The sequence below is a fragment of the Paenibacillus sp. Y916 genome (assembly GCF_056786435.1).
Window position 1 is genome coordinate 1 of sequence record NZ_JBXCJA010000022.1, and the last position, 6,623, is coordinate 6,623.

At 33.3% G+C, this 6,623-nt stretch carries 9 protein-coding genes and 1 pseudogene; all 10 read left to right on the forward strand.

Annotated features, from left to right (window positions below; genetic code table 11):
- Nucleotides 1-729, forward strand: a pseudogene (locus tag AC1TO9_RS24395) (hypothetical protein); the annotation flags it as partial.
- Between the two features lie 22 nt (nt 730-751).
- Nucleotides 752-1,447 carry an SMI1/KNR4 family protein gene (locus AC1TO9_RS24400; RefSeq protein ID WP_482060727.1) on the forward strand — a complete coding sequence of 232 codons (696 nt, stop codon included), beginning with the start codon at nt 752-754 and terminating at the stop codon, nt 1,445-1,447.
- 668 nt (nt 1,448-2,115) lie between these two features.
- The gene (locus tag AC1TO9_RS24405; protein WP_482060728.1) at nt 2,116-2,262 is read left to right on the forward strand and encodes a hypothetical protein; all 147 of its coding nucleotides are present in this window, start codon (nt 2,116-2,118) and stop codon (nt 2,260-2,262) included.
- A gap of 48 nt (nt 2,263-2,310) precedes the next feature.
- Nucleotides 2,311-3,099 (forward strand): hypothetical protein, encoded by a 789-nt coding sequence (locus AC1TO9_RS24410; protein WP_482060729.1) that lies wholly within the window; start codon nt 2,311-2,313, stop codon nt 3,097-3,099.
- A 17-nt stretch (nt 3,100-3,116) separates the two neighbouring features.
- A complete protein-coding gene (locus tag AC1TO9_RS24415; protein ID WP_482060730.1) occupies nt 3,117-3,284 on the forward strand; it encodes a hypothetical protein in 168 nt (55 codons plus the stop codon).
- 3 nt (nt 3,285-3,287) lie between these two features.
- Nucleotides 3,288-3,623, forward strand: coding sequence for a DUF6630 family protein (locus tag AC1TO9_RS24420; RefSeq protein ID WP_482060731.1), 336 nt, complete (start codon nt 3,288-3,290; stop codon nt 3,621-3,623).
- A gap of 171 nt (nt 3,624-3,794) precedes the next feature.
- Entirely contained in the window at nt 3,795-4,451 is a 657-nt protein-coding gene (locus AC1TO9_RS24425; RefSeq protein ID WP_482060732.1) for a hypothetical protein, read from the forward strand.
- Between the two features lie 137 nt (nt 4,452-4,588).
- Complete coding sequence (locus AC1TO9_RS24430) at nt 4,589-4,927, forward strand: GH-E family nuclease (protein ID WP_482060733.1); 339 nt, start codon at nt 4,589-4,591, stop codon at nt 4,925-4,927.
- A 148-nt stretch (nt 4,928-5,075) separates the two neighbouring features.
- Nucleotides 5,076-5,618: an ankyrin repeat domain-containing protein gene (locus AC1TO9_RS24435; protein ID WP_482060734.1), complete on the forward strand. Its 543-nt coding sequence runs from the start codon at nt 5,076-5,078 to the stop codon at nt 5,616-5,618.
- Nucleotides 5,605-5,949 carry an immunity protein Imm33 domain-containing protein gene (locus AC1TO9_RS24440; RefSeq protein ID WP_482060735.1) on the forward strand — a complete coding sequence of 115 codons (345 nt, stop codon included), beginning with the start codon at nt 5,605-5,607 and terminating at the stop codon, nt 5,947-5,949. The genes AC1TO9_RS24435 and AC1TO9_RS24440 overlap by 14 nt, the downstream gene beginning before the upstream one ends.
- Nucleotides 5,950-6,623 lie beyond the last annotated feature (674 nt).

Below are 6,623 nucleotides of genomic sequence, written 5' to 3' on the forward strand. Positions count from 1 at the left end.
CAATTCAGTAAGCGCATAGGAGACTTAACCAAGTCTGGCACTCAAGTAGCGAATAGATACTTAAGAGAAGCCAAAGAAGCGTTCACCGAGCTTAAGAACGGACTGAACAATCCGAATGGACGAGTTCTAGCATTCGATGGACCACCGAATACCAATGTATCGAAAAGCTCTGATCCAAAGTTAAATCAGCAGCAACAGAGATACTTGGACGAGATGGAACAAGGTAAGAAGGAATTGAATGAGCGGTTGTCGAAGAATGCTGATGAGGCGGGTAATGTTAAACCGACTGGCGCTAGATATGGAGATAGAAAGATTTCCGATGAATTATATAAAAAGTTAAGAAAGAAAACTCCAACTGAAGAAATTAGAGAATCAGTAAATGAAGGAATTGAGTTACCAATGCTAGATCCAGTTCTTTCTGGGAAGACCATTACAACTTCAATTGAGGCAGATCACATTGTACCAATGGATAAAATAGTCCGAATGGAAGGTTTTGAGAAATTGACATTTGAACAACAACTTAAAGTTTTAAATAATCCAGAAAACTTTATTGGTTTGAGTAAATCAGCAAACACTTCAAAAGGTGCTAAATCTTACGCCGAATGGACAATTTATAAAAAAGAAAATATTGAAGTTGAGCTTGAATTCAGGAAAAAAATGATGGAAATTGAATCAGTACTGGAAGGTTCAATTCAGAAACAAATTGATGATATACTAAATAATAACTAATAAATACAGGGGGAGAGTCTTGATGAGTAAACAAGAGAAACTTAGTTATTTAAGAAGATTTAAAAAAAATGTCGAACTAGTTGATAATATTGACACAATTGAATTGCATGCAATACCATATGTTTGGCGAGAGATATTAGAGAAACATGACATGAAAGATAGCATCAATAAACTGTTAGAAATCTGGAAAAATAGTGTAGGTGTACAGTTGTCTAATACGATATCATACTTGTCTGAATGTCTTGAACATATTGAACTGATCGAAAATAATGGTCGTTACTCTATGCTCTACAGTATAAGAAAACCAAACGGTGGTATATCATATTATGAAGGTAGAAATCCTGAGGAGAAGTTTCATAATGATAAATTGGAGGAAGTGTGGGGTAATTTTCCTGTCTCCATTAGAAATTTCTATGAAAATGTTCATAATGGATTTTACTATTATGCTAGTCAATCAATGGGCTTAGTACCTTTAGAATCTGTTACTTATTTTGCTGATTACGAGTGGGGGATTCTTGAAGAATTAAAACAGCCTTTGAAAATAGACTTAAATACAACATTTGGATTTTTTAGTAATGGGATGGGTGGTTATGTGGCTTTTGATTATCTGAATTGCAATAACAATAATGGGACATTATGGTGGAAAAATGATGAAGCAGATTATAATATTGACTTTTGGGATGTAGTGGATGAGTGGATTGTGATAGCATTTGAATAAAAAATATGGTAAGTGATGGGCCTATCAAGTGCTGAATGGGCCGACCATTCAACCAGTAACACACTTAGCCCATGTAATACGCCACAATGCGTGATCGTCACCCGTATTGTGGTCTTTTTTTTCTTTCTACTTGTAGTGGATACGAACTCAATAGAATACAAATATTAGGATGTGATAGTTATATTTGGTGAAATGGCTTCATCTTTTTATTCCCCAAACTTAAGATTAGTACTTAGGGGACGGGTGAATCTGCTCCTAAAAAGAAATCGATACCGGATTTTGTTAAAAAACAGTGGGAAGCAGGAAATAGTTTAACAAGGAAAGTCGTCGGGGAAATCGCAGACGTCATTGTATTAGATTGGTTGAGTAAATTAAAGTGAAAAAATCAATTATTAGGTTTGTATATTAAGGAATTGATCGTTTGTTTAAAGTGGTTGTTTTGTCTGGAATTTATTAACCACTAGTTTGGGTGGTGATTTCTCTAACGAAATTACATACTAAAGTTTAGAAGTAACAATGGCTTCGATGGCCTATATATTAAATATTCAGATGAAGGTGAAGTTGTTGATATCATAATAAATGAGTCGAAATTCGGAAGTTCGAAACTTGGAAATACAAAAATGGGTAAACAGATGAGTAATTCATGGATAGAAGGAAATCTGGAGAAAATGTCGAGGTCAAAAGACCCTGATGTAGTGAAGGCTGCTGAGTTAATTGAGAAATTTATTCAAGATGGGGGCCAGGTCAATAAAACTCTCAATAACTTAACAAAAGAAGGAATAAATACATGGAAGCGTATGGGCAAGTTTCCTTGATCATATGTAAGTATGATAACTGAAAACTGATATAAGGAGCTTATTGATATGGATGAAATTGGAGAGTCATATATTAATTATTTTCCGGATGTTTATGCTCGATTTGTTGAAAGAACGGATATGCGTTTAGAGAAATACAGAACAAATGGCTTGCCCAAGAATGTTGGTTTTTATTATAAGCTACTTTGTAATGGATTTATGGATATTGCAATTGGCGAAATCGTCCTTAATAAGGATGTAGTTAAATCAAAGCAAAATTTTTATCTGGCTGCTAAAATGCAAGAAGTCATATTTCAAAAATACGACAATAAATTTGATATTTCGATGGATTATGTTAATACCAATAGATATCGAACATTATTTATGGCATTAATAAGTGATAACCAAGATTTAATTACTTCTCTAGCTACACTCTTTGGTGGTAGAGCTAAAGAAGACGCAGAAGATGATACCTTTGGGGTACTAGTAGGATATGCTGTCAAGCATATTATATTAAAAGAATTGGATGAAGCAGAGACATATGTTATAAAACTTCAAGAATTAAATCAAAAGAGTCGGATGCGTCTATATAGGGGGTATGGCATCGTGTTGGATGGAATCATCAAAAAGAATAAGGAATCTGTTCTAGATGGTTTGGAATACATGTTGGAGTGTCACAGGAAATTAAAAGATGATTATGGAGATACACCAGAGGAACTTTTAAGTATTCCTGTAATAGGTCTTGTTAAATTGGCTGTGAATAATGGGTTAGAGGTAGAAGTGGATCACATACTCGCACCAAGGGTTATGTTAGAGCAACAGGATATTAAGTATCCTATTGTTGATTTTGTTGACTAATTATTAGGGGGAGGCAAATGGTAAATTCAGCGTTATTAAGATTGGCAGAGAGGTTAGCACAGAATTCAAGCAAGATTGTCGAAGAGGTTAGGTTTGCAATAGAGGAACCTAACAAATATGTCATTAGATTTGAAGAAAAGTTGAAGGAAAGAGGTATTGAAGAACATTTAGAGGAATTACCATGAATTGTGTTAATTGATGCATTGATTGATGACGAATTGGCGTATGAAATAGATTGGAAAGAAAGTACCTTGGAAATTACTTATGCAATCGATGATTTATTTGATAGGAAAAAGATAGATTCATTAGATTGGGAATGGATTGAGAATATATCAGACGCGATGCTAACTGGGGAAAAGCTACAGGCTATTGCGGATAAACTCAATGAACGATCTTTATCTCTTGCGTATTTAGACATAGATAGCGACTCCTACATTTTAATTGTAGTACCGAATGTAGAAATTGGTGAACTAAAAGATTTAGCTTTAAAAGCAGGTCATACAATTTCAAGTAATTTCATTTGAAGAATCTCATCAAATAAGTAAGAAGATGGATTTATATTTGATTTAAGATTTATATATAAACCAACTGAGAATTGTAATAAATTATTGGAATTTTTCAAAAAAAGTACGCAAGATTTGAAGATTGAGTTTGAAATATATGAATCCTAGATGGCTGAGATTTGAGGTGTAAATATGAAAGCAAATGAAGTATTTGATAACGTATGCAGTTTAATATCTGAAAAGTATACAGACAGTGGTTGGAAATATTCTAAGTCAGGTCATTGGATGACCAAAAAAGATAAGAGATTCATGTACAAGGTGTTTTTTTATACAAGTTGGAATAATATATCTGATAGAAATGTAGCATTTTATGGTGAATGTGCAATTATCCCATTAAAATCAAAGGATAAAATATTTCATATCAATACGCGTCAATGCAATGTACCAAGTGGTCAATTGTATTGGAACATCGCAAATGAAGAAAATTGGGATCAGACAGTTGAAGAATTTACTAGTTGGTTAGATAGCGTATTTTTACTTATTGTAGAAAGCTGCATGAACGATCTGGATGATTTTGTTGAAAAAGTCGTTATGAGAGGGTTTTATCCTCCGAATGGTTATTTGGTTGATATTAGTTTTGTTTTAACGCATGGTTCGCGTAAACTAGCAGAAGAAGCCACTAAAAGGTACTATGAAAGTTTAGACGAGCCGATAAAAAAAGAATTTAAAGAAAATTATGAGAGTATGATAAATGGTAATGAGGCCGTAAGTGCATATGGTAATAATATGATGAGGAATTATTCTAATTTTAGAACTGTAGTGGAAAATAAAATAATTATGACGTTTTAGCACATAAAATTGTCTAACATTGCTTGCGGTAATTGGTAACCCAGTTATCGCTTTTTATTTTCCGAAATAGCTTTACAACTTAGGGGACGGGTGTTTGTGGTAAGGCAATAAGTGGAGCTAACCATACTAATCCTTTAGTGGACGGTCCATATATAAAAGATAGGAAGCCTAAAGGGAGACCTGCACTATCAGGTACTAAAAAACTTGAGTTTGAAAATAAGGTATATGATGCCCATGTAGATCCTGATGGAATTCTGCGTGATCCAAATACTGGTGATGTAATAGAGTGGAAGCCGGGACAACCTAGAAAAGATGTGGTTGATTTTGGTCATAAATCTGGGAATAATTATAATGATATGTTCGAAAAATACAAAAATCGAGAAATAACGCTTGAGGAATTAAAAGAGTTTCAGTTTAATCCAGATAACTATAGATTGGAAACGCCTTCGGCTAACAGAAGTCATAAGTATGAATAACATTTAAAGTGCAAGTCTGTAGAGTATTTGTAAGCTATAAGAATTACTTCTGCTACTAAGAGGTAATACTTCAATTCTCCAAAGGGTAGTATATCCGGTGAGGGCTCTCTACTAAAATTATTAAGAGTGAGAAAGGAGATAAGTTATTTTGAAAATAACAAATGTATTTGATGCAGTAAGAGATGGAACATATGAAGAGTTTATCGAGCACTACTGTGGAGATATTGACCAGGTTATTACTAATTTAGGTTTAAATCTATTAAATTTAGCTGTAGTTAATGATACAAAACCAATTGAAAAAGTCAAAATAATAAAGTTCTTAATATCAGAAGGAATAAATATTAATTTCGCAGATTCGAAAAACAAAAGAAATGCTTTACACACTTTTTATTTTAATGTACTAAGACCTTCACCAGAATACATGCTAGAAATAACAAAATTAATGATAGAAAATGGGATTAATACTAATGCACTAGATAAATTTGATGCCATACCATTAAAGTATGCAATTACAATAACAAAATTAGCTACTGATGAAATAAAGCAGATATACAACTATTTACTTGAGAAGGGGTCTAATTACAATAATAAAGATATATTCGAGAAATCTTGTGTCGATTATTCAAAGGAATATTCTTGGAGGAATGAAGTCGTAGAAATTATAAAGGAGTTTGAAAATGAAAATAGATAACAGTGAATACGGCGGATTCTTAGTTTCTAAAAATATTGTTTTGGGTTTTCCTATTAGATATTCATTTCGAGAAAGAAGTTCTATACCACAAATAAACGGATGGAATTTATATTCTACAGTAGATGATGATGATTATATTAATAATGCAGAAAATTTTACAATTCTAAGTGCTGAATCTATTTTTGGTATATCCCCTATAATTTTAGAATTTTTTGATGCCCCATACGGAACTGATATATGTTGGTTATATGAAGAGGGAGTACACACAGGATTTTATGACTTAATTTCCGAAAAGGAAGTTACACTCCGTGAAATTCTGAGAAACACTTAAGATATAAAAAAGCGTCAAACTTTCCTACCTTCGGTAGAAGAAATTTAACAAATAACGAAATAGAACGAATGATTGAGCCTATAAAGTTTTAGTTAAGAGAGACTCAGTTATTTAATATTCTAACCAGATATATAAGACACTATCTATTTGTAAGGTCAGCAGGAATCTTTCAACCAATAACAAATGTAATACCTCTAAAAAGATTTCCTCAATTCGCTTGTACGTACAACAATGCTTGAAAAACATAACCTAAATAACGCAATAGAGTTACTCCGAACAGGACAATTATGGTCAGATACAACCATGATTGACCTGTTCTTTTGTTACCTTATCTTCGGCTTTTTTTTCAAAATTACTCGCACCTGTAAAATGCCATATAACGATAGTGATACTGAGAAAGGAAAAAATTACACCTTTCAAGATGGATAGCACGACAACTATAGTAAAGGTGTTAGGCAATAGGACTTTGTCCGTAACTTAACTGACACTTGCAACGATGATTACGCTGAAGGAAAGAAATCTGGTGACGACCAGTTAAGTGATCAGCATTATAACATCGGTGACATCGTGAACTTCAGAGATAAACAACTGGTCGTTAGCCAAAAGACAGTATGCTTAGAGGAAATACAGCTGGTATATAGCTATCGCTTGTCTCGCCAGAAAGGAATACATCG

Excerpts from the sequence above, each read along its gene's own strand:
- AC1TO9_RS24405 (WP_482060728.1), top strand. The coding sequence starts at position 2,116 with ATGTCGAGGTCAAAAGACCCTGATGTAGTGAAGGCTGCTGAGTTAATT.
- AC1TO9_RS24410 (WP_482060729.1), top strand. The coding sequence starts at position 2,311 with ATGGATGAAATTGGAGAGTCATATATTAATTATTTTCCGGATGTTTAT.
- AC1TO9_RS24415 (WP_482060730.1), top strand. The coding sequence starts at position 3,117 with ATGGTAAATTCAGCGTTATTAAGATTGGCAGAGAGGTTAGCACAGAAT.
- AC1TO9_RS24425 (WP_482060732.1), top strand. The coding sequence starts at position 3,795 with ATGAAAGCAAATGAAGTATTTGATAACGTATGCAGTTTAATATCTGAA.
- AC1TO9_RS24440 (WP_482060735.1), top strand. The coding sequence starts at position 5,605 with ATGAAAATAGATAACAGTGAATACGGCGGATTCTTAGTTTCTAAAAAT.
- AC1TO9_RS24400 (WP_482060727.1), top strand. The coding sequence starts at position 752 with ATGAGTAAACAAGAGAAACTTAGTTATTTAAGAAGATTTAAAAAAAAT.